General features: G+C 64.4%; 24 protein-coding genes and 1 riboswitch. Of the genes, 15 read left to right on the forward strand and 9 right to left on the reverse strand.

The genetic code is table 11. The annotated features are described in order from the left end of the window. Window positions 1-113: 113 nt before the first annotated feature. On the forward strand, window positions 114-1079 hold the full coding sequence (locus LQ788_RS04095; RefSeq protein ID WP_231445465.1) for a DMT family transporter: 966 nt from the start codon (window positions 114-116) through the stop codon (window positions 1077-1079). On the opposite strand, the gene LQ788_RS04100 is transcribed toward LQ788_RS04095, so the two are convergent. Beyond that, window positions 1051-2529 (reverse strand): phytoene desaturase family protein, encoded by a 1479-nt coding sequence (locus LQ788_RS04100; RefSeq protein WP_231445466.1) that lies wholly within the window; start codon window positions 2527-2529, stop codon window positions 1051-1053. The genes LQ788_RS04095 and LQ788_RS04100 overlap by 29 nt on opposite strands. 172 nt (window positions 2530-2701) lie before the next feature. Here LQ788_RS04100 and LQ788_RS04105 point away from each other — a divergent pair, with 172 nt between their 5' ends. Beyond that, window positions 2702-2953, forward strand: coding sequence for a hypothetical protein (locus LQ788_RS04105; protein ID WP_231445467.1), 252 nt, complete (start codon window positions 2702-2704; stop codon window positions 2951-2953). 257 nt (window positions 2954-3210) lie between these two features. Here the strand turns inward: LQ788_RS04105 and LQ788_RS04110 are convergent, their stop codons facing one another. The 3 genes from LQ788_RS04110 to LQ788_RS04120 form a co-directional block, all read right to left on the reverse strand. After that, on the reverse strand, window positions 3211-3669 hold the full coding sequence (locus tag LQ788_RS04110) for a nucleoside/nucleotide kinase family protein (protein WP_231445468.1): 459 nt from the start codon (window positions 3667-3669) through the stop codon (window positions 3211-3213). After that, complete coding sequence (locus LQ788_RS04115) at window positions 3669-4673, reverse strand: ATP-grasp domain-containing protein (protein ID WP_231445470.1); 1005 nt, start codon at window positions 4671-4673, stop codon at window positions 3669-3671. Before LQ788_RS04115 ends, LQ788_RS04110 begins: the two co-directional genes overlap by 1 nt. A gap of 134 nt (window positions 4674-4807) precedes the next feature. After that, window positions 4808-5527 carry a TenA family protein gene (locus LQ788_RS04120; RefSeq protein ID WP_231445472.1) on the reverse strand — a complete coding sequence of 240 codons (720 nt, stop codon included), beginning with the start codon at window positions 5525-5527 and terminating at the stop codon, window positions 4808-4810. Then, window positions 5527-5632, reverse strand: a riboswitch (TPP riboswitch). Its footprint overlaps the gene before it by 1 nt. A 108-nt stretch (window positions 5633-5740) precedes the next feature. On the opposite strand from LQ788_RS04120, the gene LQ788_RS04125 reads away from it, so the two are divergent. The 4 genes from LQ788_RS04125 (at window position 5741) to LQ788_RS04140 (ending at window position 9937) form a co-directional block, all read left to right on the forward strand. After that, a complete protein-coding gene (locus LQ788_RS04125; RefSeq protein ID WP_231445474.1) occupies window positions 5741-6103 on the forward strand; it encodes a VOC family protein in 363 nt (120 codons plus the stop codon). A 46-nt stretch (window positions 6104-6149) separates the two neighbouring features. Then, a complete protein-coding gene (locus LQ788_RS04130; protein ID WP_231445476.1) occupies window positions 6150-6665 on the forward strand; it encodes a HutD family protein in 516 nt (171 codons plus the stop codon). 213 nt (window positions 6666-6878) lie between these two features. Then, a complete protein-coding gene (locus LQ788_RS04135; RefSeq protein WP_231445477.1) occupies window positions 6879-8222 on the forward strand; it encodes a hypothetical protein in 1344 nt (447 codons plus the stop codon). 227 nt (window positions 8223-8449) lie between these two features. Then, window positions 8450-9937 carry a catalase gene (locus LQ788_RS04140; protein WP_231445478.1) on the forward strand — a complete coding sequence of 496 codons (1488 nt, stop codon included), beginning with the start codon at window positions 8450-8452 and terminating at the stop codon, window positions 9935-9937. Window positions 9938-10049: 112 nt separating this feature from the next. Here the strand turns inward: LQ788_RS04140 and LQ788_RS04145 are convergent, their stop codons facing one another. After that, window positions 10050-11618: an amino acid permease gene (locus tag LQ788_RS04145; RefSeq protein WP_231445479.1), complete on the reverse strand. Its 1569-nt coding sequence runs from the start codon at window positions 11616-11618 to the stop codon at window positions 10050-10052. Window positions 11619-12072: 454 nt separating this feature from the next. On the opposite strand from LQ788_RS04145, the gene LQ788_RS04150 reads away from it, so the two are divergent. Genes LQ788_RS04150 through LQ788_RS04170 form a run of 5 tightly spaced genes read left to right on the forward strand, consistent with a single transcriptional unit; the run spans window position 12073 to window position 17262 of the window. Further along, a complete protein-coding gene (locus LQ788_RS04150; RefSeq protein ID WP_231445480.1) occupies window positions 12073-13437 on the forward strand; it encodes a glutamine synthetase family protein in 1365 nt (454 codons plus the stop codon). Then, a complete protein-coding gene (locus LQ788_RS04155; RefSeq protein WP_231445481.1) occupies window positions 13418-14233 on the forward strand; it encodes a gamma-glutamyl-gamma-aminobutyrate hydrolase family protein in 816 nt (271 codons plus the stop codon). The genes LQ788_RS04150 and LQ788_RS04155 overlap by 20 nt, the downstream gene beginning before the upstream one ends. Then, window positions 14230-15582 carry an aldehyde dehydrogenase family protein gene (locus LQ788_RS04160; protein WP_231445482.1) on the forward strand — a complete coding sequence of 451 codons (1353 nt, stop codon included), beginning with the start codon at window positions 14230-14232 and terminating at the stop codon, window positions 15580-15582. The genes LQ788_RS04155 and LQ788_RS04160 overlap by 4 nt, the downstream gene beginning before the upstream one ends. A 48-nt stretch (window positions 15583-15630) precedes the next feature. Further along, window positions 15631-16431: a 3-oxoacyl-ACP reductase gene (locus tag LQ788_RS04165; RefSeq protein WP_231445484.1), complete on the forward strand. Its 801-nt coding sequence runs from the start codon at window positions 15631-15633 to the stop codon at window positions 16429-16431. A 57-nt stretch (window positions 16432-16488) separates the two neighbouring features. Then, entirely contained in the window at window positions 16489-17262 is a 774-nt protein-coding gene (locus LQ788_RS04170; RefSeq protein ID WP_231445485.1) for a FadR/GntR family transcriptional regulator, read from the forward strand. 41 nt (window positions 17263-17303) lie between these two features. Here the strand turns inward: LQ788_RS04170 and LQ788_RS04175 are convergent, their stop codons facing one another. Continuing rightward, window positions 17304-19250, reverse strand: coding sequence for an aconitate hydratase (locus LQ788_RS04175; RefSeq protein WP_231445486.1), 1947 nt, complete (start codon window positions 19248-19250; stop codon window positions 17304-17306). A gap of 120 nt (window positions 19251-19370) precedes the next feature. On the opposite strand from LQ788_RS04175, the gene LQ788_RS04180 reads away from it, so the two are divergent. After that, entirely contained in the window at window positions 19371-20216 is an 846-nt protein-coding gene (locus LQ788_RS04180; protein WP_231445487.1) for a DNA-formamidopyrimidine glycosylase family protein, read from the forward strand. Window positions 20217-20348: 132 nt separating this feature from the next. Further along, window positions 20349-21299 carry an aldo/keto reductase gene (locus tag LQ788_RS04185; protein WP_231445488.1) on the forward strand — a complete coding sequence of 317 codons (951 nt, stop codon included), beginning with the start codon at window positions 20349-20351 and terminating at the stop codon, window positions 21297-21299. Here LQ788_RS04185 and LQ788_RS04190 read toward each other — a convergent pair. Together LQ788_RS04190 and LQ788_RS04195 are read right to left on the reverse strand one after the other, a co-directional pair. Further along, window positions 21262-22530, reverse strand: coding sequence for an MFS transporter (locus LQ788_RS04190; protein ID WP_231445490.1), 1269 nt, complete (start codon window positions 22528-22530; stop codon window positions 21262-21264). The genes LQ788_RS04185 and LQ788_RS04190 overlap by 38 nt on opposite strands. 87 nt (window positions 22531-22617) lie before the next feature. Continuing rightward, window positions 22618-23349 (reverse strand): TetR/AcrR family transcriptional regulator, encoded by a 732-nt coding sequence (locus LQ788_RS04195; RefSeq protein ID WP_231445492.1) that lies wholly within the window; start codon window positions 23347-23349, stop codon window positions 22618-22620. Between the two features lie 47 nt (window positions 23350-23396). Here LQ788_RS04195 and LQ788_RS04200 point away from each other — a divergent pair, with 47 nt between their 5' ends. After that, a complete protein-coding gene (locus LQ788_RS04200; RefSeq protein ID WP_231445494.1) occupies window positions 23397-24821 on the forward strand; it encodes a flavin-containing monooxygenase in 1425 nt (474 codons plus the stop codon). Continuing rightward, window positions 24818-25642: an SDR family oxidoreductase gene (locus LQ788_RS04205; RefSeq protein WP_231445496.1), complete on the forward strand. Its 825-nt coding sequence runs from the start codon at window positions 24818-24820 to the stop codon at window positions 25640-25642. Before LQ788_RS04200 ends, LQ788_RS04205 begins: the two co-directional genes overlap by 4 nt. Window positions 25643-25648: 6 nt before the next feature. Here the strand turns inward: LQ788_RS04205 and LQ788_RS04210 are convergent, their stop codons facing one another. Next, entirely contained in the window at window positions 25649-26884 is a 1236-nt protein-coding gene (locus tag LQ788_RS04210; protein WP_231445498.1) for a threonine/serine exporter family protein, read from the reverse strand. Window positions 26885-26960 lie beyond the last annotated feature (76 nt).

Below are 26960 nucleotides of genomic sequence, written 5' to 3' on the forward strand. Positions count from 1 at the left end.
CAACGGATCGACCGTCGGAAGAGGAATCTAAGTTGTACCTGATTTTGGAAGGTGAGAGCAGGGGCGTTCTAGGTAGCGTTGCCTAATCGAATTCGCGGGCATACGGTCAGCATATGACCGTCAAACCCAGGGTCGCTCCAGCGCCGGAGGCACCCACAGCACTCGCCGCTTCGGCGGTGCTCGCGGGTGCGCTGTGCCTGTCGATCTCAGCGATCCTGGTCAAGCTCGCGGGCGTGGATGCGGCGACGACCGCCGTGCTGAGGTGCGCGATCGCCGTCATCGCACTCATCCCGTTGGCGCTTCTTGAACGTCGGCGTCACGGCGGTCTTTCGCGATCGGGCATCCTCTGGGCGATTGCGGCCGGCGTTGCGCTGGGCATCGACTACATTGCGTGGACGGCGTCGATCTACCTCGTGGGTGCCGGCGTTGCGACCGTGCTCGTCAACGTCCAGGTCATCGTGCTCCCGCTGCTGGCTCTCATCATCGACCGTGAGCGTGTGAGTGTTCGGTTCCTCATCTCCCTGCCGCTGATGCTCATCGGCGTCGGCCTGGTGGGCGGGATCGTGACCCTGGCCGAGGTGGGGGACAACGCCGTACTCGGCACAGTTCTCGCCCTCATCGCCGGGATCGGATACGGCGTGTACATGTTCCTCACCAGACGAGGGACGAGGCGCAAGGCCGAGGGAACGATTCAGCCGCTAGCCTGGGCGACAGCCTCGGCGGCGGTGACATCGGCGGTCATCGCCCAGTTCACCGGCGGCATCCATCTCACCGGGATCGGCCCAAGCGCGTGGATGTACCTCATCGCTCTGGCACTGCTGGGGCAGGTGGTGGCCTGGCTGCTCATCAACCGGGGAAGCGTCCGGCTGGTGCCGTCGATGACGGCGAGCCTGCTGCTCATCCAACCCGTGCTCGCCCTCGTCCTCGCGGCACTGATCCTCGGCGAGCAGCTCACCGTGGGCCAGGCACTTGGTGCCAGCCTCGTCGTCGTGGCGGTCGCTGTGGCCAATGGTGTGTGGCGGAGGCATTCGCGCCGCCGACGGCAGATCCTCAGGGAGCCAGGCTCGGGGCCTCGGTGATGCCGAACTGCGTCTTCAGCGCTCGCTGAGCCGCGAACCAGCCGTTCATTCCGTGCACGCCGGGTGCCGGTGGGGTCGCGGCCGAACACAGGTAGGCACCGGGTACGCCGAGGCTGTAGTTGTCCCAGCTGGTGCGCGGGCGGGCCATCATCCGGTAGAAGGAGACAAGCCCGGTGGCGATGTCCCCGCCGATGTAGTTCTGGTTATGCCCGGCCATCTCTGATGCGGGGATCGAGTTGTAGGTGACGATGGTGTCGCGGAAGCCGGGGGCGAAGCGTTCCATCTGCCTGATGATGTACTCGGCCGGATCGAGGGGGCAGTCGAAGGGGACATGAGCATAAGTCCACAACGGGCGCAGGCCGTCCACCTCACGCGACGGGTCGAACACGGTCGGGTCGGAGACCAAGCAGACCGGGTGGGTCGGCATGCGCCCGGCGATCACATCCGCCTCGGCGGCGGCCATCTGCGCTCGGGCTCCGCCGACGTGGATGGTGCCGGCTCGCGCGGTCTCCGGATCGGCCCAGGGCACAGGCCCGTTGAGCACGAAGTCGACCTTGGCCGCGGCATTGCCCTGCTTGAAGCTGCGCAGTGATTTGTCGACACGGGCGGGGAGGAAGCCGGAGAAGATCTGAGCCGCATTCAGCGCCGAAGTGTCGAGGAGGTACGCGCGAGCCGCCGGCATATCGGTGACGTGATCGATGCGCGCGTTTGTCGCCACCGAACCGCCATGGGCTTCGAGGTCGGCGACCATGGCATCGATGATCGCCTGCGAACCGCCGACGGGGGAGGGCCAGCCACCGGCGTGGGCAATGGTCGAGAGCATGGTGGCCGTAGCGGCCGTGCCCATGGCAGGCAGCCCACCGATGGCGTGCGAGGCAACGCCGGTGAACAGGGACTGAGTGGATTCGTGGGAAAGCGGAATGTTCCAGGCCGGGCTGGCCTGGGACAGCAGCCGCAGCCCGAACTTCACCACATTGGCGATGCCGGGAACATCGCGCAGCGTCTCCGGGATGGAGCGCTTATCGCCCAGCGACAGCCAGATCGCATCATCGACGCGTTCGAGCAGCGGGGCGAAGAATCGCCGCCATTCGGGTCCGGCCGCGCCGAGGTGGTCGACCGTTGTCTCGAGATCGTGAAAGGCCAGCGCGGTCGGCTGATTGTCGAGAGGCTGAGCGTAGGAGACTTCCGGGGTGGTGAACTCGAGGCCTCGGGAACGCAGGTCGAAGTCAACGAAGAACGGACTCGAGATCGCCAAGGGGTGCACGGCCGAGCAGATGTCATGGGTGATGCCCGGAGCCAGGCCCAGGTCGAGGGTGCGGGCGCCGCCGCCGATGGTCGACTGGGCCTCATAGACCTGCACGGACAGGCCCGCCCGAGCCATAGTGACCGCAGCGGCCATGCCATTGGGTCCGGAACCGACGACAACGGCATCTACCTCAGCATTGCTCATGAGCTCAGTCTAGGGGAGAGGACTGACACGCTCGGGGCGGAGTGCGCCGTCGTTCGTTCATCGAACATGCCCGTGGCCCTCATGGCACCCCAAGCTTTCAGGCGTAGCCTCAGAGCACATCGCAGATGGCGCAGACAGCGTCGACAATGATCGGGATCGAAGGTGATCGGCGATGAACACATTGAGCGAGCGTGACCGTCGGGGGACACTGCCGGTGCGCCTGGTGAAGACAGCCGGTTTCTTTTTCCTCGTCAGCATGGTGGCATTCGCAGCGGTGAACATCCTGGCGAACATGTTCCAACATACATTCATCATGATCGTCGAAACAGTCATTGTCGGAGTGCCGTTCCTCATTGCGGTCGGCTGCGCAGTCGGTGCCGTCGTCGCAGCGATCGTGAGGCACAATCGACATGCACCTGTGTGAGATCGGGCTGTGACAGCGGCAGTCTCCTAGCCCTCAGTGGCGGGGCTCCCTGCTGAACCCTCAGTGAGACGCCGCAGGGTGGGGTGCTCCAGATCTTCATTGTCGAAGATCCATGTCGCCGACCTCCACGGCGAGCATTCTGCGAAATAGAGGCGCTGGCCGCCGACATAACGATGGTTGGACTGCGCCTCGGGATCAGAATCGAACTGCCCAGAGCAGCGTTCGTTTCCCCGAGGGACCGAGACCTCAAACGGAACCTACACCCACACACTCGCATCCCACACAACGCGAAGTTCTGGCCGATGGAGAAAGATACCGTCCACAAGGAGGACACAGTCCTGCGGCAGGTCGCGCTGTGCCGGTAAAACGGATGCATCGGCATCAACATCCCAGACCGCGGGGACGATGGGCAGCCCATGTCTGAACGGAGTGACGACGGACCGGAAGAAGGCCTCGTAGTCATAGGAATCCCGGTAGAAGGAATCGGGGCCTTGGCCGTTGCCATACCGAATCGAGCGAGGATGATGGAACCCGTCGATGCTCAGTGACGCAACGGGGCGCAAGCCGTCCTGGTTCGCCAGCTCAACGAGCTCCTGGACTAAGACGGTTTTGCCCGCACCGTCGAGCCCATCAACAGCAACAAGAGCTCGCCCACCGATGTCGACTTCGCGCAGCAGTGAAAGCAGTTGGCGGAGGACTAAGCGGCGGGCAAGCATCAAGCGTGGGGCACCGGCGACGCGGCAACCCCAGCAGAGATGTACTCACCGGCAATGAACTCAGCGATCCGGTCCGCGGCAGCTGTACGCCCAGCCGTGCGCTCGCCGTCTTCGACGTTCGGGTTGTAGTTCGTGTTGGTGTTGATGTCGTAGACGACCTGGCGACCATCGGCGGTCTCGATGAACTCAATGCCTGCGATGTCGATGCGCAGTTCGCTCAGAAGCGCCTCCAACCGGCCGATGAGGGGCGTCTGCGCGGTGATGTCCTCACGCAGGGCGAACGGGTCGACCGGTGCGGCAGAAGCGCCAGGGATCTCGCACGCTTCGGCGGGGCACAATTCGAAGGACCCATCGGAGACGTCGACTCGAACCGCATAGTGGAACCGGCCGCCGATGAACTCGGCACGAGTGACAAACGGCTGCGCCGGCTGCACATACTCCTGGACCAGTGTGATCCCGTCGATCGGCTCGTTCGCACCACCGGGAGCGAAGTCGCTCGCAGCCTCGTCAAGCTCGGCATGGGACTGAAAAAGGCGCACGCCGAGACCCTTGCCGCCCTGGTTGTGTTTGGTGATGAAGGGCGGGTTGAAGTCGCGTGCAGCAGTGGACAATGCTGCGCTGCCGAAGACCGCAGAGGTGCGGGGCGTGTCGAAGCCGCGAGCGGCAAGCTCACGGTGCTGGCGAATTTTGCTCACCTCAAGCTCGTAGACGTCGGCGCCGTTGATGACGGTGCGCCCAGCGACCTGGAGCCAAGCGAGCACCGCACGTCCGTAGTCCTTGACATGCGGATCCGTGCGAGTGTGCGCCGAGGCAGACAGCCGCGACCAGAACAGGCCCTGCGGCGGCTCCGTCGTGAGATCGATCGAGACATCAGGCAGCAGCCACTCAACGAAATTGACACCTGATCGCTCGAGGGCCTGGGCAAAGGGAGCGATCCATTCCGGATTGTCATGGATGATGTAGACTGCCGGATCGTCCGTTACGGGAAGCAGCTGTGTGCTCATCTGTATTACCTCGCATCCTCCAGCGACGGCGAAGGGTGACTGGATGCACCCGCACACCTGTTCTGCTCAACAATCCTAATCCGAGCGACCTCGTTTATGCGAGGGACGCAGAATGTGAACCGAGCGCTCCAGCTTCACCGGGTTTCGTTCTTAGCGTACGCCTCGTCGAAGAAGGCCAGTTCGAGGTCGACCGCACGGTGCCAGATGTGAGCCAGTCGGCATCGCGCCGCGCTGGATTCTGTGTCCTCGCCAGTTGGGAAGACTCGCTCGAGTTCGTCGATGAGGAACTGCACCCAGGCCCGGAAATCCTCACCACGGTGCAGGTCGATCCACCCGGAATGCACCCGGCGTGGAGGCATAGGATCCGAGCGCTCGCCCCAATCGAGGTAGAGCCATTCGGCGATGACGAGCACGACCAGCAGTTCTGCGTAGGAGGCCGAGTCGACGGCTTCGTCCATGAGGTCACGGAAGCCCTCAGTCGGCTCAGCCAGCTGGGGGTCAGCGTAGTCGGTCGCAGGGACACCCACCTCGGTGAAGGCCATGAGGAAGTACGAATCCTCGTCGGCTTCAAGGAACCCGAGCTGTTTGGCGAACCGCAGCTTCGGCCCTACGGCATCGCCGTGAGCGACACATGCGCCGAGCATCGAGAGAAATGATTCGAAGAACTGGTAGTCCTGGATCAGGTACTTTCTCATCACGGAATCGTCGACCGTGCCGGCAATCAGTTCGGTGATGAATCTGTGCCCGACTGCAGCCTCCCAAGCGGAAGACGCCTCCGCTCTCAGCGCCGCAACCGGCCCTCCTGGGGTCAGCCGAATGCTGCTGATCGTGTGTTTCGTGTCGATATCGCTCATCGGTGTCACACCTCACTTCCTCCGCCGGTGTTTACCGGATCAGGTTCGAAGGGTCTGCTTGCGCACTCTCAGCGCCTGTCTCCTGGCGCTCCCCTGTGGTGTTTCGAGCCTAGCATCGGTGTGTCTGCGGGCACTTCGGACCGGGCGTAGCGAACAGCAAGCCTTCCTGCCTGCTCTATTCACCGTGTCACCGGCGACGCGTAGACTTCGACCATGGCTATCGCAAAGCAGCCCGTCATCGTCATCGATGCTCCCGACGCCGGTGAACTCGCGGAATTCTATGGAAAACTCCTCGACTGGCAGGTCAGAGTCGATGACGACGGCACCTGGGCAGAGATCACATCCGAATCCTGGCCCCCGATCTGCTTCCAACAGGTCGAGGATTATCACGCACCCAGCTGGCCGGGGCAGTCCCACCCGCAGCAGATGCACATCGACGTCGTCGTCGATGACCTTGATGTCTCCGAGACCGCCGTGGTCGAACTCGGTGCAGGGAAGGCTGTCGACCAGCCGGGTGAGACCTTCCGCGTCTTCCTCGATCCAGCAGGTCACCCGTTCTGCCTCGTCCTGAACTGACGTTCTCACCAGCAGCCACGAGCTGAGTCGAGACTAGAGTGATCACATGCGCGTGATCACCTCTTTCGACGACCTCGATCCGGTTCCGTGGGCCAATGGGGCAGGGGAGACGACTGAGCTCGTCTCACTCATCAAGTCCCAGAAACTGACCCCGGATCTTCGACGCTGGCGCCTGAGCATCGCGCGACTGGACCGTGAGGCCGAGTTCTCGCCGCTGCCGGGCTTGGCGCGCACCTTCCTTCCCATAGGCGCCGAGGTGACCCTTGAAATAGACGGACAGATGCACTCGGTGACGCCGGCAGCACCGGTGAGATTCCGTGGGGCGCAGAACGTCTCCCTCGTCGGATTGGACGAGCCGTGCTTCGCGCTCAATCTCATGGTCGAGACAGTTGGCCGAGCCGGCTCGGAACAAAATGCCCTACAGGTGTCGACGCAATTCACCGGTTCAGGGCTATTCGCAGTCACCTTGGAACCGGGCCCCGGATACCCGAGATTCCAGCTGCTGGAACTCGAGACGATGGACGTGTTTCCGGACCACCTCGGCGTGGCCATTCTGCACTGAGAAATAAGGTGTCGCAGACACCGATTCCGGACCTGCGAATATCCTGCAAAGCGCCTGTCCCGTGCGTCACACAGGTCGGTATCATCGCAGGTCAGCGACCATAGAGTTGCCGTCTTCTCACAGTGTTGTCCCAGCCTTCGTAGGGAAGGGTCAGGAACCCCGAAAACAGCCAGCCGATACTGGACTCAGAGGCCAGTCATCGGAGGTAATTTGGTGTCGAATCAGCATGAGTCAGGCAGACCGAATGAGCAAGAAGGCACAGCAGCCGCGCAGGCGTCTCAGACCCTGCCTCTGATCACCGAAGAACTCGCCGCCGCACACGCCAGAAGCACCCAGTCGTCACCGACGGCGCCCTCACAGGTGACCACGCCCGTGATGCCGCCGAATCCGATCCGACGCGAAGAAGCGCCGGTGTCGGCAGCGTCAACGGGGTCGCCTACGTCAGCAGAGTTGCCGGCGTCGGCGACTCGGATGATGCAGGAGAGCACCACAGCCGTCGACGAACCGCCTGCCAAGGACGAGGTCCTTGAGAAGAAGGAGAAGAGCGAGAACAGGGTCTCCGCGACTCAGCTCCTCGCCGGCGCTGCCGCCGCGGCCACCTCCTCGGTGATCGGCGGACAGCTGGGTGTCGCCGGAACGGTCGTCGGCGCAGGCGTTGCCAGTATCATCACCGGCCTCGCGGTGACTCTCTATACGAGCAGCCTCGACAAGGGCAAAGAGAAGATCAAAGAAGTCGGCACGAAGTTCGCTCCTGCCGTCAAAGCAAAGTCACACGGCACCAAGACGCAGCGAGCGACCGCGGTCGCAGAGACCCAGGCGGGCCCATCACCGAATGCCACCAGCACGTTCGGGAACCTGAGTGACCCGGAAGCCGGAGATGCGAGCGCCGACACCAAAGACGAGGAACCGAAATCGTGGTGGCAGAAGCTGCGCCGCAAACGAGTGCTCTACCCGGTGACCATCGGGGTGGCGACCTTCGGAATCGGACTGGGGGCCGTGGTCATGGCCGAATCATTCACCGAGGCCGACATCTCGCCCGGAACCTCACAGATCTCACGGTCCGTATCCGGAGACTCCAATACCGGGGACGAAACCGGCACCTCACAGGACAGCGGAGCCGACTCCGAATCCGGTGCAGACGGGGCGGCGAGCCAGCCCCATCAGAATTCGAACCCGGGCAGCACCAACGACGGTTCGACCACGAGCCAGGGACAGTCCACCTCGGCGAACGAGGGCAGCTCCACCACCTCCTCGGCGTCCGATCAGGCCTCCGATCAGACAGGGACCGACCAGGGCACCGAATCCACCTCCTCCACGGCCACCGGCGACGAGAGCAGCGGAGCAGGAAGCGATTCGAGCTCATCCAACACCGGGGCAGATACCTCCGGCGGCTCGGCAGGCTCCTCTGACTCAGGCGCCAGCTCCGGTTCCCAGGATGGAGCGGGAAGCTCCGGATCCGGCAGCGCAGGATCGAGTGGTTCTGGATCGAGCGGTGCGGGAAGTGGGTCCGCATCGGGCTCGGCCGGAAGTGGAAGCGGCGCGACGGCCGAAGGCTGAGGACCAGGAATACTTCCAGGGGCCGTCTTGGTTGAACCAGAGAGGGAACCTGGATAGTGTGAAAATTGGCTGCGACAGTCTTCTGCACGTTGCCAGGAACTCGATATCAGGGGAGTCACGGTTGACCCTTCGCTTCAGCACATGTTGAGGCGTTCTGCTCGTCCTATGATGGATGTAGTGGGCCGGGAAGATGGCTCCCTGTCGCTCAATCGGTTGAAGGAGAAGCTATGACAAAACACGCTGATCATGAACATCCAGGATTCGATGGCACGAAGCCCTCGACGACCGAATCGGGTGCCACTCGAGAGTCCGACGCGCATTCGCTGAGCGTCGGAGCCGATGGTCCTCTCCTTCTCCACGACGTCGCACTCGTCGAGAAACTGGCGCGGTTCGACCGCGAACGCGTTCCCGAGCGCAGCCCCCATGCGAAGGGCTCCGGTGCCTTCGGTGAACTCGAGATCACCGCAGACGTCTCCAAGTACACTCGGGCGAAGTTCCTGCAGCAGGGCACGAAGACCCCGATGCTGGCACGGTTCTCCACGGTCGCCGGTGAGCTCGGTTCGCCCGACTCCTGGCGCGATGTGCGTGGATTCGCACTCAAGTTCTACACCGAAGACGGCAACTTCGACATGGTGGGAAACAACACCCCTGTCTTCTTCGTCCGCGATCCGATGAAGTTCCCCGACTTCATCCACTCCCAGAAGCGCACACCCGATTCGGGACTGCGCAGCAACAACATGCAGTGGGACTTCTGGTCGCTCTCGCCTGAATCGGCACACCAGGTCACCTACCTCATGGGACCGCGTGGTCTGCCCAAGACCTGGCGGAACATGAACGGCTACTCCTCGCACACCTACATGTGGGCCAACGAAGCCGGAGAACGGTTCTGGGTTCAGTACCACTTCCACACCGACCAAGGCGTGGAGAACATGAGCAACGAAGAAGCCGGCAAGCTCGCCGGTGAGGACGCGGACATCCATCGCCGCGATCTGTTCGATGCGATCGAGCGCGGCGACTACCCGTCCTGGACCGTCAGCGTCCAGATCATGCCCTACGAAGAGGCCAAGACCTACCGCTTCAACCCCTTCGACCTCACCAAGACCTGGTCGAAGAAGGACTACCCGCTCATGGAGATCGGCAAGTTCACGCTCAACAAGAACCCGTCGAACCACTTCGCCCAGATCGAGCAGGCTGCATTCAGCCCCTCGAACACCGTGCCGGGCACCGGAATCTCGCCCGACAAGATGCTCATGGGCCGTGTCTTCTCCTACCCGGACGCGCAGCGCAACCGCATCGGCACGAACTTCAACCAGCTGCCGGTCAACGCTCCCGTCACGAAGAACAATTCCTATGACAAGGAAGGTCAGATGGAGTACCACCATTCAGGTGATGCTCCCGTCTACGCCCCCAACTCCTACGGCCGGTCATACCAGGCCGAGGAGACCCAGGTCGAAGCGCGGTGGGAATCCGATGGTGAGCTGGTCCGCAGCGCCGCCACTCTGCACGCAGAGGACGACGACTTCGGTCAGGCACACACACTGATCCGCGAGGTCTACTCCGAAGAGGAGCGTCAGGGTCTCATCGAGACCGTCGTCGGTGCACTCAAGGACGGCGTGGAAGAGCCCGTGCTCTCCAACGTCTTCCAGTACTGGCGCAATATCGATGAAGAGGTCGGCCGCGCTATCGAGGACAAATACAAGTCCGAGACTGCGTGAGTCGGTAGGCGGGGTGAACTCCGCCGTCTGAGCACACAGCAACCCTCCGGGAGCTGAGCCACTTCGCTACACGTGGCTCAGCTCCCGGAGGGTTGCTGGCGTCTGTGCGAGCTCAGTCGTCGATCTCGTCGAGCAGCTTCTTCTCGTCGATGGCCAGCTGCTCCTTGTCGAGGTGCTGCATGAAGTGCTTCTTCCCCCTGGCGTACCAGAGCACCACGCTGATGATGAGCACCGCAAGAACCGCGATAGGGGAGTAGTTGAACGTCGAGATTGTGATCGGCAACGTGGGCGGCAGGACGAACAGGATGCAGATCAGGATCACCCAGACGACAGCGACCCACCCGATGATCGCGCTCCAGTGGCCCAGATTCCACGGACCCGGCTTGAACGAGTCGCCCTTGAGCCTGCGCAGCAGCACGGGGGCAACATAGGCGATGTAGAGCCCGATCACCGCCACACTCGTCACCGCCAGGTAAGCGGTCTCATTGAACAGCGCAGGCACCGTCAGCACCGAGGACAGCACGATGCACAGCCAGATCGAGTTCGTGGGAGTACCCGTGCGTGGGTTGACCTTCTTCCAGTACTTGGACCCGGGAATCGCATCATCGCGGGAGAACGCGTAGCTCATCCGCGAGTTCGCCGTCACCGATGCCATGCCGCAGAAGAACTGTGCGCCGCAGACGATGAAGAGCAGGAACTTCGCCATCGTCGGATTGTTCAGGGCATCGAGGAACACCTGCGCCGGCGGCAGTCCCGTCGCCGTGGCATTGAGGGCGGTCAGCCCTGCCTCCGAACCGTCCTGGATGGCGGCAGTGATCGAATACAGCAGGATCCAACCGCCGATGATTGAGATCAGCACGCTCATGACGATGCCCTTAGGTGCTGCGATCGAGGCGTTCTTCGTCTCCTCGGCCACGTGCGCCGAAGCGTCATAGCCGGTGTACGTGTACTGAGCCATCAGCAGGCCCATGAGGAAGACGAAGGGCATGAACGTGAACCCGGTTTCGTTGTGCCAGGCTGTCATGGTCCAACTGAACGACTGGTGCTTCGTGGGCATGATCCACAGGGCAGCGACGATGATGAGCACACCGACGATATGCCACCAGGCAGAGACGCCCGAGAGCAGATTGACCAGGTTGACCCCGAAGGTGTTGAGCAGGCCGTGCAGGGTGATGATGACGAGGAACAGGATGAAGGTGTTGAGTGCTGTGGGCACGACACCGAAGGTCAGCGCCGCGAAGGCCATCATGGTCGTGGCTGCTCCGTAGTCGATGGCCGCAGTCACGGCCACCTCGCCGAGGAAGTTGAACCATCCGACGTACCAGGCCCAATGCCGTTTGTTGCGTTTGGCGAGGCGACCGGCCCAGAAGTACAGCCCACCGGCCGTTGGGTACTTCGAACACACCTCGGCCATGGCCAACGCCACGCAGAGGACGAAGACGCCGACCAGGGGCCAGCCGATCGTGATCGCAGCCGGTCCGCCCGACCCCAGCGCGATGCTGTAGGAGGTGATGCAGCCGGCGAGGATCGAGATGATGGAGAAGGAGACGGCGAAATTGCCGAAGCCCGACATTCCACGTTTGAGTTCCTGTTTGTACCCGAGCTCGGCAAGGCTGGCCTCATCGGCGCTGAGTGCCGGGCCTGGTGTCGGGTCGTCGGGTGGTGCGGCTTCATTGCTCATGGAGAACACCGTTCTTCTCGAAATGATTGCTTCCAGAGGGCTCGGTCCACGGTCCCGAAGCGGTCGTCGCTGACCGATCGGCATCGTCGGGATCAGGCCCCTCGTCGGGCGCAGGCCCCGAGACCGGCGCATGCGGAAGGCACGAAAATAGTGCGTGACGCAGTTCACAACTCTGTTCTGTCGTTGAGCTTCTCACCGCGGAAATGGTTTGTCAATAGGTGTTTGTGTAGACCTCAAAGCCGCATTGTCCCCAATTTCATGTGGACTGTTGCGCATCAATGGTTCGGTGACATACCTTAAATATGAGAGTCTTCCTGAACCCCTGCAAGCCACCGATGTCTCAGACAACCGACTTCCCACGCCACCACTGCAGCGAAGCGTGATCACCGCAGGAATGCAGACCGTCGCAAAGATGCGCACGCGTCACCTGGGCGTGCTACCGAAAAGAGGAACCATGAGCGTGACTTCATCAGACCTGACCCTGGAGCAGCTGCAGGCAGAGATCGCCGCCGGCCGCGTCGATACCGTGCTCGTCGCCGCCACAGACATGCAGGGCAGGCTCCAGGGCAAAAGGATCACCGGACGGTTCTTCATCGACGAGGTGATGGACAACGGCACCGAAGGCTGCAACTACCTCATGGCCGCCGACGTGGAGATGAACACCGTCGACGGCTACGAACTCACCTCCTGGGAACGCGGCTACGGCGACCTCATGTTCGTCCCCGACTACTCGACCCTGCGCCGCATCCCCTGGCACCCGGCGACCGTGATGGTCCAATGCGACCTGGCCTTCCTCGACGGATCACCGCTGAGCGTGTCACCACGACAGGTGCTCAAGGCTCAGCTGGAGCGCCTCTCGACGCTCGGCTACGCACCCATCGGCGCCACGGAACTCGAATTCGCCCTCTACAACACCGGCTACCGCGAGGCGATGGGCAATGACTATCGGAACCTCGAAGCCGCCAGCACCTACAACATCGACTACTCGCTCTTCGGCACCGGCCAGGTCGAAGGCTACCTGCGACGCCTGCGCAATGAGATGGACGGCGCCGGCCTCTACACCGAAAGCGCGAAGGGCGAATGCAACCTCGGTCAGCTCGAGGTCGGCTTCCGATACACCGACATGCTCACCACGTGCGACAACCACGTCGTCTACAAACTCGGTGCCAAGGAGATCGCAGACCAGGAGGGTAAGTCGGTGACCTTCATGGCCAAGCCCAACGACCGCGAAGGCAGCTCCTGCCACATCCACATGAGCCTCAGCGACACCAACGGAACACCGGTCTTCCCTGCAGGCCACGGCACTGAGATGTCCGAGACGATGAAGCACTTCGTTGCCGGCGTCGTCTCCACTCAGCACGACTTCACCTATCTCTACGCCCCGAACATCAACTCCTACAAACGCTTCGCCGACGGCTCCTTCGCCCCCACCGCCGTCGGCTGGGGATGGGACAACCGAACCTGTGCCGTGCGCATCGTTGGCCACGGCCCGGCACTGCGCTTCGAACAGCGGGTCCCCGGCGCCGACGCCAACCCCTACATCGCGACCGCGGCTCTCATCGCCGCCGGAATCCACGGAATCGAGAACAAACTCGAACTGCCCGAGGCCCTTGAGGGCAATGCCTACACACAGGACGTGCGGAGCATTCCGCGACGCCTCCACGACTCCGTGGCCGCCTTCGGATCCTCCGACATCGCCCGCAGCGCCTTCGGCGACGAGGTCGTGGACCATTACACCCACGCGGGCAAAGTGGAGGTGGCGGCCTTCGACGCAGCGGTCACCGATTGGGAGGTCCGGCGTGGCTTCGAACGACTCTGACCAGAACCCAGCCGCTGACCCAGGAACCAGCCGACCGCTCATCGGCCTGCCCACCTACTACGGTCGCGGCCGATTCGGAGTCTGGGACCGTGATGCCGCGTTCCTGCCCAGCGTCTACGTCACCGCCGTCACGCGCGCCGGTGGCCGCGTCGTCCTCCTGCCACCGGAAGATCCGTGGACGCTTGCCGAGGTGGCTGAACTCGACGGCATCATCCTCACCGGCGGCGATGACGTCGACCCCGCCCTCTACGATGCTAAGGCCCATCCCCGCACCCAGGCGCCCAATGTGCGTCGCGATTCCTTCGAGACCACCCTGTACCGTCATGCCCGCACCGCGAATGTGCCGGTGTTCGCGATCTGCCGCGGCGCCCAGATCGTCAACACCGTCCACGGCGGAACCCTGCACCAGCACGTGCCCGACCTTGCGGGCTACGGCGCTCACGAGGCAGAGAAGAAGGACGAATTCGCCGAGGTGGCCGTGACGACTGCGCCCGACACCGCCGTAGCCAGCCTGCTCGGAACCGGTGCCACAGTCAGGTGCCATCATCACCAGGCCATCGACCGCCTCGGCGATGGCCTGATCGTCAGCGCACACGCCGCCGACGGGTGCATCGAGGCACTGGAAACCCCGGACGGGTCGATGCTCGCGGTGCAGTGGCACCCTGAGGAGACGCTCGAGGATCTGCGCCTGTTCACCGGACTCGTAGAGGCTGCCGCCCGGCGCGCAAAGAAGACGAAACCCGCACCACCACTGAACACCACGACACCACAGACGAAAGCGGAGGCCCACCGATGACCGAAGTGATCAACCCCGCGACCGAGGAGCTCATCACCTCGGTCGAATCGCACAGCGCCGAGGCGACGAAGGACGCGATCGGTCGGGCCGCCGACGCCTTCACCCGGTGGCGGACCACGGCACCAGCCGAGCGAGCCGAACTGCTGCGCGCCTTCGCCCGCGCCGTCGACGCCGATATCGACAACCTCGCACAGCTCGAAGTCGCCGAGGCCGGACACACCATCGGCAACGCCCGGGGCGAGGCCGGAAACGTCCGCGACGTCCTCAACTACTTCGCCGGGGGAGTCGAGCGCCACCTCGGCGATCAGATACCAGTGGCCGGGGGAGTCAACGTCACCTTCAACGAACCACTCGGAGTCGTCGGCATCATCGTGCCGTGGAACTTCCCGATGCCGATCGCCGGCTGGGGCTTCGCGCCGGCACTCGCCGCGGGCAACACCGTGGTCCTCAAACCCGCCGAGCTGACCCCGCTGACGGCGATCCGCCTCGGCGAACTGGCCCTGCAGGCCGGGATCCCCGACGGAGTCTTCCAGGTCATCCCCGGCAAGGGCTCGGTCGTCGGACAGACGTTCACCGATGATTCCAGGGTCGCGAAGATCGTGTTCACCGGATCGAGCGCGGTGGGCGAGAAGATCATGGCCGACGCGGCCAAGACGATGAAGCGCACGACACTGGAACTCGGCGGCAAGTCCGCGAACATCGTCTTCGACGACGCCGACCTCGAACTCGCCGCAGCCACTGCACCCTACGGAGTCTTCGACAACGCCGGCCAGGACTGCTGCGCGCGCTCGCGCATCCTCGTCCACGACTCCGTCTTCGACCGTTTCATGGAACTCCTCGAACCCGCAGTCTCCGGAGTCGTCGTCACCGACCCCAGCAGCGAAGAGGCAGAGATGGGTCCACTCATTTCCGCCGGCCACCACGAGAGCGTGGCCAGCTTCCTCGACGGCGTCGACATCGCCTTCACCGGCAGCGCCCCCAGTGGCGCCGGCTATTGGATGGCACCGACGGTCGTGCTTCCGAAGTCACCGCTCGATCGCATCGTCACCGAGGAGGTGTTCGGTCCCGTCGTCACCGTCCAGCGCTTTCGTGACGAAGCCGAGGCGATCACCATGGCCAACGATTCGCCCTACGGCCTCTCGGGCTCGATCTGGACCCGCGATGTGGGCCGCGGACTGCGGGTCGCCCGGGGCGTCGACTCCGGAGCCCTGTCACTGAACTCCCATTCCGCGGTGCGCTACTCGACCCCGTTCGGCGGGTTCAAACGCTCCGGCATCGGCCGCGAACTCGGCCCCCACGCGATGGACTCATTCACGGAGACGAAGAACCTCTTCATCGCCACCGACTGAGCAGCCTCAACCTCCCCACGAACACCACCACCAGGCAAAGGACACACCATGAACGACACAGCAGTCGGGGACAACCAGATCATCTGCCAGCGCCTTCCGGGACGCACAGCCGTCGTCACCGGAGGCGCCAGCGGCATCGGGCTGGCCACCGCGAAACGCCTCGCCTCTGAAGGCGCGAACATCGTCATCGCCGACACCAACGCAGACTCAGGAACAGCCGCCGCCGAGGCGGTCGGGGGCCTCTTCGTGCCCACCGACGTCACCGACGCGGACCAGGTGGAGAACCTGTTCCAGACGGCCTTCGACACCTACGGCAGCGTGGACGTCGCCTTCAACAATGCGGGAGTCTCCCCACCGGCGGACGCCTCGATCACGGAGACAGACCTCGACGTGTGGCGCAAGGTCCAGGACATCAACCTCACCTCGGTCTACCTGTGCTCGAAGGCAGCGCTCAAACACATGCGCAGACAGGGCCGCGGATCGATCATCAACACGGCCTCGTTCGTCGCACTCATGGGCTCGGCGACCTCCCAGATCTCCTACACCGCGTCGAAGGGCGGGGTGCTGGCCATGTCACGGGAACTCGGCGTGGAGTTCGCGAAGGAAGGCATCCGCGTCAACGCACTGTGCCCGGGACCGGTGAACACCGAGCTGCTGCGCGAACTCTTCGCCAAGGACCCGGAGATGGCGGCCAGACGTCTGGTGCATGTGCCGATGGGACGCTTCGCCGAGGCGTCCGAGATGGCCGCCGCCGTGGCCTTCCTGGCCAGCGACGATGCCTCATTCGTCACCGCCCAGTCGTTCACCGTCGACGGAGGGCTGACCAACGCCTACACGACCCCGCTGTGAGCAGGGATAGCATGATGTCGAGTGACACAGCATTGACATGAGACGACGGGAACGCGAGTGACTCAGGCAGATGAAGCGCAGGCCTCCGGCAGCCAGGTGACGGCGCTGCGTGCCATCGCCCCTGCCCGCTCGGGCAACATCTTCGAGGAGACGATCGAGTGTCTGCTCCAGATCATCCGCCTCGGGATCATCCCGCCGGGTCAGCGCTTCCCACCCGAACGCGAACTCGCCGAGCAGCTGAGGGTCTCCCGCGCGACCCTGCGTGAGGCGATCTCGGAGCTGCAGACCGCCGGCTGGGTCAATGTTCGTCGAGGTCGTGGCGGCGGAACGTTCGTCTCCAGCACTCCCGCAGGCGGCTGGGCTCCTGCCTCTGGCTCCGATGCGGGTGCACACCTCGGTGCCGAATTCTCCGCGGTGGAGGTCGAGGACACCCTGACCTGGCGTCGTGTCATCGAGATGGGCGTCGCCGAGGTGGCCGCGGGGCAGGATCTCACCGCACCCCAACGGGGCCAGCTGGCTGCCGCCATGGACGCGAGCCGGCAGTCGAGTCTGGCCGAATACCGTCGCTTGGACTCTCAGCTGCATCTGACTTGGGCACAGGTCACCGGGTCGCCGAGCCTGGTGCGCTCCATGGTCGAGAGCAGGACCCGGGCGAACAAACTGCTTGAGCGGATCCCGATGATCGAACCCAACCTCGTCCATTCCCACGACCAGCATCAGCGCATCCACAATGCGATCCTCGGCGGAGACGCAGCCGCGGCCCGCGCAGCCATGGCCGAGCATCTTGACGGCACCGCCGCACTGCTGCGCGGCTTCCTCGTAGAACCCTGACCACGAGAGGGCCCCTGACCACGGGCAGCCTCGAGGCGAGCTCAGCTCTTCCGGTCTGCCTCCTGTTGGGCACGCTGGGCGATGCGACCTCCGGCCAGGACCATGTCGACCTGCCGGGGTGAGAGCGTATGGCGGAATTCGAACGACCGTCCACCCACCTCGGCGCTGATCGTCTTCCCGGCGCCGAGCTGATCGCGCAGGCCACGGAACTCCAGGACATCACCCTGGGACAGAGCCTCGTAGTCGTCCTCGCTCGCGAATTCGAGTGCCAGGACACCGAAGTTCGCGAGGTTCTGCCAGTGGATACGCGCCAGAGATTTGGCGACGACGATGCGCAGCCCCAGGTAGCGCGGGGCGATCACGGCGTGCTCACGAGAGGATCCCTGGCCGTAGTTCTCCCCGCCGACGATCGCATGGCCGCCGGCATGACCCGCGGCCCGTTCGGCGTAGCTGGGATCGACCTGGATGTAGACGAACTCGGAGATCTTGGGAATGTTGCTGCGATAGGGCAGTACCCGGGAGCCGGCGGGCATGATCTCATCGGTGGAGACGTTGTCGCCGACCTTGAGCAGGATCTCGAGATCGATGTCCTCGGGCAGCGGTTCGAAGTCCGGCAGGGAGGAGATGTTCGAGCCCTTGACCAGCTCGACCTCGCGGGCCTCCTCCACGGGAAGCGGCGGCACCAGCATGGACCGGTTGGCGGAGAATTTCTCCGGCAGCCGCACCTGCGGGTAGTCCATGTCGAGGTCCCGGGGGTCGGTGATGCGCCCGGTCAGAGCCGCAGCCGCCGCTGTCTCCGGCGAGCACAGCCAGACCGCGTCCTCGTCGGTGCCGGAGCGTCCGGGGAAGTTCCGGGGCATGGTCCGCAGACTGTTGCGGCCCACAGCCGGGGCCTGGCCCATGCCGATGCAGCCCATGCAGCCGGACTGGTGGATGCGCGCACCCGAACCGACGAGAGACGTCAGCCAGCCGCCGGCGATGAGATCGGCGAGGATCTCCCGCGAGGTCGGGTTGACGTCGAGGGACACCTGCCCGTGGACTTGGCGGCCCTCGAGGATCTGGGAGACGACGGCGAAGTCACGCAGTCCCGGATTCGCCGAGGAGCCGATGACGACCTGGAAGACCTCCTCATCGGTGCACTCGCGCACGGGACGGACATTGCCCGGCGAGGACGGTGCTGCGATGAGGGGTTCGAGCGCTGAGAGGTCGATCGAGTCGGTGAGATCGTATTCGGCGCCCTCATCGGCGACGATGCGGGTGAAGTCCTCACCTCGATCGCTGGCTTCGAGGAACTCCATGACCGCGTCATCGGCAGGAAAGACGGTTGCGGTGGCGCCGAGTTCGGCACCCATATTGGCGATGACATGGCGGTCCATGGCACTCAGACCCCGCAGCCCCTCGCCGTGGTATTCGATGATCTTGCCGGCCCCGCCCTTGACCCCATGGCGGCGCAGCATCTCCAAGATCACGTCCTTGGCCGAGACCCAGGGTGGAAGCTCGCCGGTGAGTTCGACGCCCATGACCTGCGGTGCCGCGATATAGAGAGGATCGCCGGCCATGGCCATGGCGACTTCGAGCCCGCCGACGCCGATGGCGAGCATCCCCAAGGCACCGGCGGCGCAGGTATGGGAGTCGGAGCCGATGAGAGTGGCACCCGGTTTGCCGAACCGTGACTGGTGCACGGGGTGGGAGACGCCGTTGCCGGCAGGGGAGAACCAGAGGCCGAAGCGCTGCGCGGCAGAGCGGAGGAACATGTGGTCCTCCGGGTTCTTCTCATCGGTCTGCAGCAGGTTGTGATCGACGTACTGCACAGAGGTGTCCGTGCGGATCCGGTCCAGCCCCAGGGCTTCGAGCTCGAGAGCGACAAGAGTTCCCGTCGCGTCCTGTGTCAGCGTCTGATCGATACGGACTCCGATCTCGTTTCCAGGCGTCATCGTCCCGGATTCCAGATGCGAACTGATGAGCTTCTGGGCGACATTTTCAGCCATCGTCAACCTCCTTGCGGTGGTGGCAGTGCACGCACTCACGTGGTCTGTCCACGTTAGCCCCCGGACTGCGGCCCGACAAGAGTAGTGTGCCGCCGGTGCCAAGAAGCGCATACTGGTCCTATGCCGGAACTGCCCGAGGTCGACGCACTGGTGACATTTCTGCGCCCACGCGTCGTCGGTGACTTCGTCACCCGAACCGACATCGGTGAGCTCAGCATCCTCAAGACCGCAGATCCGCCGCTCGAGGCCCTCAACGGTCTCGAGATCACCGGAGTCTCCAGGGTCGGCGAGTCCCTCATCGTCGCCTTCGACGGGCTCGAGCTGGTGTGCCGCTTCGCCCGTGCCGGGTGGCTGGTCTGGCATGAAATGGTGCCCACGGGCCCGGTGAGGATGGGCAAGGGGCCCTTGGCTCTGCGCCTCCACCTGGCTTCCGGTGCCGGGTTCGACATCACCGAAGCGGGCACGAAGAAAAACGCCGCGGCCTCCCTCGTGGTCGATCGCAGCGAGGTGCCGGCCATCGCGAACGCGGGACCCGATGCGCTGTCCATCGACGCCGCTGAGTTCACAGCGACGCTGGCCGGATCGACTGCACGGATCAAGACCGTGCTCGAAGACCAGTCGCTCATCTCAGGCATCGGCAATGCCTACTCCGACGAGATCCTCCACACCGCCCAGCTCTCGCCCTTCGCCACGGCCAACAGCGTCGATGCGCCGAGCCTTCTCGACACGATCCGCGAGGTACTCGGCCACGCCCGCGAGGCTCTCATCGATCTGCCGCCGGCGAAGGTCAAAGCGGCGAAGAAGCGCGGCTTCCGCGTTCATGGACGCACAGGGAAGACCTGCCCGGTGTGCGGTTCGACCATCGCCGAGGTCTCCTATGCCGATAAGTCGCTGCAGTACTGCCCCGGCTGTCAGACCGGCGGAAGGAAGCTCAGCGATCGCCGCATGGACCGGCTCCTCAAATAGCCAGTTCCGTGCTTGACCGAGTGTGCTGACAAGGGAATTTATGCGCCCGGGGCCGTCGTTGCACGAGGTGAGTGAGAACGCGCGGTACAGCGCGTGAATTGCCCACCGACACCTCGAGGACACAGGAGCATCATGACGCAGCAGATTCAGATCCCGGGCACAGACCTGAGCATCTTCCCCATCAACCTGGGCACCAACACCTTCGGCTGGACCGCCGACGAGGCCACATCCCATGCCGTCCTCGATGCGTTCGTCGCCGCTGGCGGCAACTTCCTCGATACCGCCGAGTCCTACCCGGCGTGGGTGCCCGGCAACACCGGCCGCGAATCAGAGACGATCATCGGCACCTGGCTCGCTGCCCGCGGCAACCGCGACAAGGTCGTGATCGCCACAAAGGTCGGCGACCACCCCGAGCACCAGACGCAGGACCCCGCCTATATCCGCTCCGCCATCGACGCCTCCCTGCAGCGTCTCCAGACCGACTACGTCGACCTCTACTATGCCCACCGCGATGATGAGGTGACCCCCATCGCCGAGGTGGCCCGGGTCTTCGATGAGATCGTGCGTGCCGGTAAGGCCAAGCACATCGCCGTGTCCAACTATTCGAAGGACCGTCTGGCCGAGTGGTTGGCTGTGGCAGAGGCGGAGAACCTGGCCAAGCCGGTGGCGATCCAGCCCCAGTACAGCCTCGTCTTCCGTTGTGACTACGAGACGGAACTGGCTCCGCTGGCACGCGAGCACAACCTCGGCGTCTTCACCTACTTCAGCCTTGCCGCAGGATTCCTCACCGGAAAGTACCGCACCGAGGCCGATCTTGAGGGGGCCAGCCGTGGAGGTATGGTGCAGGGCTACTTCAACGCCGATGGGCTCGCGGTCGTCGACGAGGTGGTCTCCATCGCCGAAGCCCACGACGTGGCACCGGCGACTGTGGCGCTCGCCTGGCTGCTGGCCAAGGGAATGACCGCTCCGATCGTCTCTGCCCGCAGTCCTGAACAGCTCGATGACCTGATGGCAGCCCCGAAGCTGAGCCTCAGTGAGGACGAGGTCACTCGTCTGGATCGGTCCTCGGCGCCCTTCGCCTGATCAGCAGCGGCCGCATCGCGATCAGACCGAGGACCGGCCCCGGCAACAGCAGCCATACGGCGCTCACTCCGATCGCTGCGATGAGGCTCTGCAGAATGACGATGCTGATGACACTGACGGCGAAACCGAGGGAATTCATCACCGTCAGCCCCGTTCCCGTCAGTTCTGCGGGAGCATGGCGGGCGGCGAGGTCCGAGAATTGGGGAGAGTCGGCGATGACGAGCAGCCCCCAGAGCGCGAGAGCCGCGATGAGGAGCGGGCCGACCTCGGGCAGCAGCGGGTAGATCAGACACATCAGTCCGGATCCGGCGAGTGCTGTTGCGGCGACCTTGGCACTGCCGGTTCGGCGACTGATGATTCCACCGGCCACACATCCGAGGACGCCGGAGGCGATGACGAAGAAGCTCGTCGTCGCCAGGGCGGTGGGGCTGCCCGGGTGAGTCAGGGCCGTGATGACAAGTGTGGGCACAACTGCCCAGAAGGCGTAGAGCTCCCACATGTGGCCCACGTATCCGAAGACGGCGGCGCGAAACATCCGGTCCCTGAACAGTCGGCGCAGAGCCGGGTCTTCGGTGACAGCTGGCTGGCTTTCGATGACATCTGGCGGCGCAGTCGCGTCCGCTGGCTTCTCCTCGCGACCCGAGATCGCTGTTCCGCGTTGAGAGATCACTGCGATGAGTCCGGCTCCCAGGACGGCCAGAGCAGATGAACCCCACATGATCGACTGCCAGGGGAGGGCTGCGCCGGCTGCCGACAGGAACTGCGGCATCGCGGTGCCCAGGGTGAGCATGGCCACGAGCCAGGCCAGTGCCTGCGCGGATTTCGCCTGGGCCCGCTTGACGATCATCTTCATCCCCATCGGATAGATGCCTGCGAGGCTCATTCCGACGGCGAAGCGGGAGATCCAGACGAGAACGAGGTCCGAGGGGCCGAGCGTCCACACGAAGTTCAGTGCAGCACCGACGAGGCTGGAGACGATGAAGATGCGTTCGGGCGGGAAGCGGTCGGCGATCCCGGTCGCCGCGCTCAGCAGCGTTCCGGCGATGAATCCGATCTGAGTTGCCGCGATCAGCCACCCGAACTGTGCCGGTGTCGAACCGAGCCAGGCAGAGAGGCCGTCGACGGCACCACTGGGGCTGAACCACAGGGACGTTCCGAACCACTGTGCCACGACGATGGCCAGGACGGCAGCTCCTGTGCCCCGCCCCGCCCACGACTGTCCGACAGCCATTGTCTCTCCTGCGCGACTCTGTGTCTCCAGTTCGCTGACGAGCGAAATTCGCGCGTCAGCTCATGATCCGATCACAGGCCAATCGTGTCATGCGCCAGCGTTGGGGGACACCCCATGGGCGCGCATGGCCACCTTGGCGATGCCGGTGAGGAAGTCATCAGTCGACGAACGCTGAGTGACCGGGGTGTGCACGCGCTGGACCAGGGCCTCGGTGATCCCGCCGACGATGATGAGACTGGTCAGACCGCCGTCGTCCGGTCGCAGCGAGGATGTGGATCCGGGCAGGTCGAAGACGGACAGTACGCTTTCGAATGCCGAGTCGACCGCTGCGGCGAGCATGCGCATCGTCGCTCTGCGTCTGGCTTCGAGGGACTCACTGACTCCGACGGCCTCAACCTCGAGGACACGGGCCTTGCGCTCGTCGCTGAGCATCGGCATCAGGGCGGTGGAGACGATGTGGAACGTAGCCTCGAGCAGGCTGGCCCCGGAAGGAATCGTCAGCGTCGTCAGGGCCTGCCCGATCTCCTCGTTGAGGATGATGTAGAGCTCTTCGAGCAGCGATTCCTGCGCCGTGAGCGTCTCCTGTCCGGCATCCGATCTGTGGGCGGGGAAGAGGTCGTAGAAGGAACGGCTCGAGACCCCTGATTCCTGACACAGTGCCTGGATCGACGTCGCACGGAAGCCGCGCGTTCCATACAGTTCGAGGGCTGCGGCGAGGAGCCTATCGCGACGGGCCCCATCACGGTCCGTCTGGGACGTCCCACGCCACAATCCCGCCGAGTCGGTGTCGGAGGAATTGTCGGGAGCAGGAATATTCATTCCCTCAGTATAGTGAAAATTTTGATTTTCAATGGCAGTATTGTGACATGCCTTACAACGTCAGACAGAAACATCGAGCCCCAGCGATCACCGAGGAGATCCGACCAGACCCCGCACTGCCGCGGGTCTGCGTCATCGGCGCCGGAGCCTCGGGCCTCGCCGCCGCCAAAGCCCTCTACATTGCCGGTGTCCCCTTCGACTGCTTCGAAAAGGGCACCGAATTCGGCGGCAACTGGCTCTACGACAACCCCAACGGCGTCAGCGCCTGCTACGAGACCCTGCAGATCAACACCTCGTGCCCCCGTATGGCCTTCTCCGATTTCCCGATGCCCGCGGACTATCCGCACTACGCCAGCCATGATCAGGTCTATGCCTACTTCCGGGACTACGTCGACCACTTCGGCTTCGGCCACACGATCACCTTCAACACCGAAGTCACCCAGGTTCGCCGAGCTGAGCGCGACGGTTGGGATGTCGATATCCGTTCTACCACCGGCTCGTCCCACGATCAGGCTGGGCGCCAGACAGCAGCGACCGAGACTCGCCATTACGACGCCGTGATGGTCGCCAACGGCCACCACTGGGATGCGCGCTGGCCCGACCCCGGCTACCCGGGCCACTTCGACGGCGAGCAGATCCACGCCCACGACTATCGCAGCGGGGACCAGCTTGAGGGCCGCGACGTTGTGGTCGTCGGTGCCGGCAACTCCGCGATGGACATCGCCGTCGAGGGCTCTCATCGGGCACGCAGCGTCAACCTCTCGATCCGTCGGGGCCAATGGGTGCTGAAGAAGACTCTGTTCGGACTGGCCGCCGATCAGATCGCCTTGCCCAGCTGGGCGCCCTGGTGGGCGACGGCGGCACGGCTGCGCATCGCCGCGATGCTCTCCGGGGGCCTGCGAAAATACGGCCTGCCCACTCCGCCCCATACACCCGGTCAATCGCATCCGGTGCAGTCGGACGCAATCAGGGACCGCCTCGGCGCCGGTGCGATCACGGTGAAGCCGGGCATCGAACGACTCGACGGTGATCGGGTGGTGTTCGCCGATGGGAGTCAGGCTCCGGCCGATCTCATCGTCTGGGCCACCGGCTATCGGGTGACGTTTCCGTTCTTCGATGCGGACCTGATCTCTGCCGAGGGCAACGATCTGCCGCTGTTCAAGCGCATGGTCCACCCCGACCGTCCCGGCCTGTTCTTCATCGGGCTCCTGCAGCCCGTCGGAGCAGTGATGCCGTTGGCCGAAGCCCAATCTAGGCTGGCCGTCAAGTCGCTCACCGGGGAATACGCGCTGCCGGGCCGGCAGGAGATGGTGCGGCGGATGCATGAGGATGATCGTCGCAACAAGCGACAGTTCTACGATTCGCCCCGGCACACGATGCAGGTCGACTTCGACCACTATCTGCGAGAACTTGATCGTGAGACGCGATCGGGGCAGCAACGCGCCCCTCGCAAGGGAAAGGTGGCGGCATGAGTGAGAAGCGTTCCCTGAACGGACAGGTTGTAGCCATCACCGGCGGTGCCCGAGGCATCGGTCGGGAGATCGCCGCTGAATTCACGGCCGCCGGAGCAAAGGTGGCCATCGGCGACATCCACCTCGACGCAGCCCAGGAGACTGCTGCTGAACTGGGCGTGAGCGCCTACCGGCTCGACGTCTCGGACCCGGAATGCCTCAACGCGTTCCTCACCGAGGTGGCCCACGAGCTCGGGCCCATTGACATCTTCATCGGCAATGCAGGCCTGATGTGGGTCGGCCCCTTCGCCGAGGAACCGGACTCCGCAGCCCGGGCACAGATCGAGGTCAACCTGCTCGGCGTGATCAATGGGATCAAGTCCGCAGCACCGGCCATGGTCGCCCGCGGTCGTGGCCACCTCATCACCGTGGCCTCGGCGGGATCCATCCTGCCCACCCCGGGCGAGGCGACCTATGCTGCCACGAAGCACGGCGTGCTCGGCTACCTCAAGGCCATCCGCGCGGAACTGCGCGGCACCGGTGTTGTGGTCACCACGATCATGCCCGGAGTCGTCGATACGGCGCTGGCGGCAGGCACCTCGAGTGGTGCGGCGAAACTGCTCACCCCCGCCGAGGTGGCCCGCAGCGTGGTCAAGTCCGCACTCAGACCCCGGTTCGAGATTACTGTGCCCGGCTTCATCGGCCCGGCCGTCAAGGTGGCCAATCTGCTGCCGCTGGCGATCCGCGACCGACTCTTCGGGGCGATGGTGCCCAACCAGCTGTTGGCGCGCAAGAATCAGCGGCAGGACTATGAGGCTTCGTTCACCGCCTCTCAGCGGTGAGGCGTCTCAGGCGACGATCTCGTCCTTGGGTTCGACGGTGTGGGCGACGGCTGCGCCGATGACCGTGCCGATGGCGATCGAGAAGAACGTTGCGCCCGCGGCGAGCATGCTGCCAGCGACTCCGCTGCCGTCGCCGAACTCGAGCTGAGAGGCGTTGAGCAGGCCGAATGAACCGGGGGCGACGATGAGGAAGGCGGGGACGTAGCTGATGCGCCAGATCGGTCCGCGCGGCAGGCGGGAGAGGATGACGGCCACGAGCGAGGCGGCCAGTGCTCCGGCGAGACCGCCCACGGCGGCGCCGAACTCGGCGCCGATTCCCAGTTGCGCCGTTGCGGCGGCCGCGATGGTGACGAGGATCGGCACCGTGTGCTCGAGCGGGGTGTAGAGGTAGAGCATCAGCCCGATCGTGGCGCAGAGGACTCCGAGGGCCGAAAGTTGCCAGACCGAGTCGGCGAGCTGGGAGTTCTGCAGCGCCTCGGCGCCGGTGCCGGTGATCGCGGCCGCACCGGCGACTCCGGCGATGAACATCGCCAGCTGCACCGAGGCGGAGACGAGCCGTGAGCTGCCTGCCGAGAGCGCTCCTGCGGAGATCTCCGTCAGCCCGGTGACCACGGCGCTGCCCGGAAGCAGCAGCGCCAGTGTCGCGACGATCGTGCGCAGGGGACTGTCGAGCCAGTCGAGCCGGTAGCCGACGAGCACGATGACGGAGACGATGAACGCCGAGCTCACCGGCAGCAGCGGATTGAGGTTGGGCCAGCGGCCGTTGATGGCGAGGACGCCGGCGACGATGAGTGATCCGAAGGCCGCGAAGGCCAGGTTGACCAGGCCGGGTTCGAGCAGCAGGCACAGTCCGATGCCGATTGGGACGGCGCCGAGGTGGGAGAGCCATCCGGGCCAGCGCGGCGGTGCCGCGTGGACCTCGGTTTCGATCTTTAGTGTGGCGGTTTCGATCGTGAGTCGCCGGGCTCGCAGCGCGTCGACGATGTCGAGCAGCTTCGCGGTCTGGTCGAAGCGCAGGTCGGGGCCGATGCGTTCGAACTTCGTCGAGTCCCCGGACCCGGAGGTGAGGAACAGGCCGCGGGGGAGGGCGGCGACGCGGAGTTTTCTGATGCCCATCGTGCGGGCGAGACCGGTCAGGGCGTCCTCGACGTCGATGGAGGAGATCCCACCTGCGAGCAGTCCGGCCCCGATGGTGACCAGCAGCTCCTGGGCGGCGGCAGGTGAATCGGTGTTCTCGGTCACTGACACACCCTTCTCGTTCGCAGTCTGGCCGACGAGATCGAAGACTACCAGCAGGCGGCCCAGTGGTGAGCTGGCG

This window comes from Brevibacterium zhoupengii (assembly GCF_021117425.1).
In the GTDB taxonomy this organism is placed as follows: domain Bacteria; phylum Actinomycetota; class Actinomycetes; order Actinomycetales; family Brevibacteriaceae; genus Brevibacterium; species Brevibacterium zhoupengii.

Coding starts and splice junctions, on each gene's coding strand:
- LQ788_RS04095 (WP_231445465.1), top strand. CDS start 114: ATGACCGTCAAACCCAGGGTCGCTCCAGCGCCGGAGGCACCCACAGCA.
- LQ788_RS04100 (WP_231445466.1), bottom strand. CDS start 2,529: ATGAGCAATGCTGAGGTAGATGCCGTTGTCGTCGGTTCCGGACCCAAT.
- LQ788_RS04105 (WP_231445467.1), top strand. CDS start 2,702: ATGAACACATTGAGCGAGCGTGACCGTCGGGGGACACTGCCGGTGCGC.
- LQ788_RS04110 (WP_231445468.1), bottom strand. CDS start 3,669: ATGCTTGCCCGCCGCTTAGTCCTCCGCCAACTGCTTTCACTGCTGCGC.
- LQ788_RS04115 (WP_231445470.1), bottom strand. CDS start 4,673: ATGAGCACACAGCTGCTTCCCGTAACGGACGATCCGGCAGTCTACATC.
- LQ788_RS04120 (WP_231445472.1), bottom strand. CDS start 5,527: ATGAGCGATATCGACACGAAACACACGATCAGCAGCATTCGGCTGACC.
- LQ788_RS04125 (WP_231445474.1), top strand. CDS start 5,741: ATGGCTATCGCAAAGCAGCCCGTCATCGTCATCGATGCTCCCGACGCC.
- LQ788_RS04130 (WP_231445476.1), top strand. CDS start 6,150: ATGCGCGTGATCACCTCTTTCGACGACCTCGATCCGGTTCCGTGGGCC.
- LQ788_RS04140 (WP_231445478.1), top strand. CDS start 8,450: ATGACAAAACACGCTGATCATGAACATCCAGGATTCGATGGCACGAAG.
- LQ788_RS04145 (WP_231445479.1), bottom strand. CDS start 11,618: ATGAGCAATGAAGCCGCACCACCCGACGACCCGACACCAGGCCCGGCA.
- LQ788_RS04150 (WP_231445480.1), top strand. CDS start 12,073: ATGAGCGTGACTTCATCAGACCTGACCCTGGAGCAGCTGCAGGCAGAG.
- LQ788_RS04160 (WP_231445482.1), top strand. CDS start 14,230: ATGACCGAAGTGATCAACCCCGCGACCGAGGAGCTCATCACCTCGGTC.
- LQ788_RS04165 (WP_231445484.1), top strand. CDS start 15,631: ATGAACGACACAGCAGTCGGGGACAACCAGATCATCTGCCAGCGCCTT.
- LQ788_RS04175 (WP_231445486.1), bottom strand. CDS start 19,250: ATGGCTGAAAATGTCGCCCAGAAGCTCATCAGTTCGCATCTGGAATCC.
- LQ788_RS04180 (WP_231445487.1), top strand. CDS start 19,371: ATGCCGGAACTGCCCGAGGTCGACGCACTGGTGACATTTCTGCGCCCA.
- LQ788_RS04185 (WP_231445488.1), top strand. CDS start 20,349: ATGACGCAGCAGATTCAGATCCCGGGCACAGACCTGAGCATCTTCCCC.
- LQ788_RS04190 (WP_231445490.1), bottom strand. CDS start 22,530: ATGGCTGTCGGACAGTCGTGGGCGGGGCGGGGCACAGGAGCTGCCGTC.
- LQ788_RS04195 (WP_231445492.1), bottom strand. CDS start 23,349: ATGAATATTCCTGCTCCCGACAATTCCTCCGACACCGACTCGGCGGGA.
- LQ788_RS04200 (WP_231445494.1), top strand. CDS start 23,397: ATGCCTTACAACGTCAGACAGAAACATCGAGCCCCAGCGATCACCGAG.
- LQ788_RS04205 (WP_231445496.1), top strand. CDS start 24,818: ATGAGTGAGAAGCGTTCCCTGAACGGACAGGTTGTAGCCATCACCGGC.